Below are 286 nucleotides of genomic sequence, written 5' to 3' on the forward strand. Positions count from 1 at the left end.
CAGTTGCACACGCGTCACACAACACGATCTAGCGGATCAAGCGCGACCGCGAGGGCGAAACCCTCAGATTGGTCACAACCCAATACGGGCCCTAGCGCGGTGCCGTGAGGGTCCAGGGGCCTGGCTTGTGCGGCTTGTAGGGGCTATATGGCTTGTAGGGGTTGTGGGGCTTGTGGGGTTTGTTCGGTGGGGTGATGGTCACGGTTACGGGTTGGCCGGTGGTGCTGCCCTGGGGGTTGGTGGCGGTGGGGGTGAAGGTGTGCTGGCCGTCCGGGATCGGTGCGAG

At 64.3% G+C, this 286-nt stretch carries 1 pseudogene; it reads right to left on the reverse strand.

The annotated features are described in order from the left end of the window. Positions 1-91: 91 nt before the first annotated feature. Positions 92-286 (reverse strand): annotated as a pseudogene (locus tag ACFWI9_RS33695) (hypothetical protein); the annotation flags it as partial.

It is taken from the genome of Streptomyces sp. NPDC127084, assembly GCF_042724175.1.
In the GTDB taxonomy this organism is placed as follows: Bacteria; Actinomycetota; Actinomycetes; order Streptomycetales; family Streptomycetaceae; genus Streptomyces.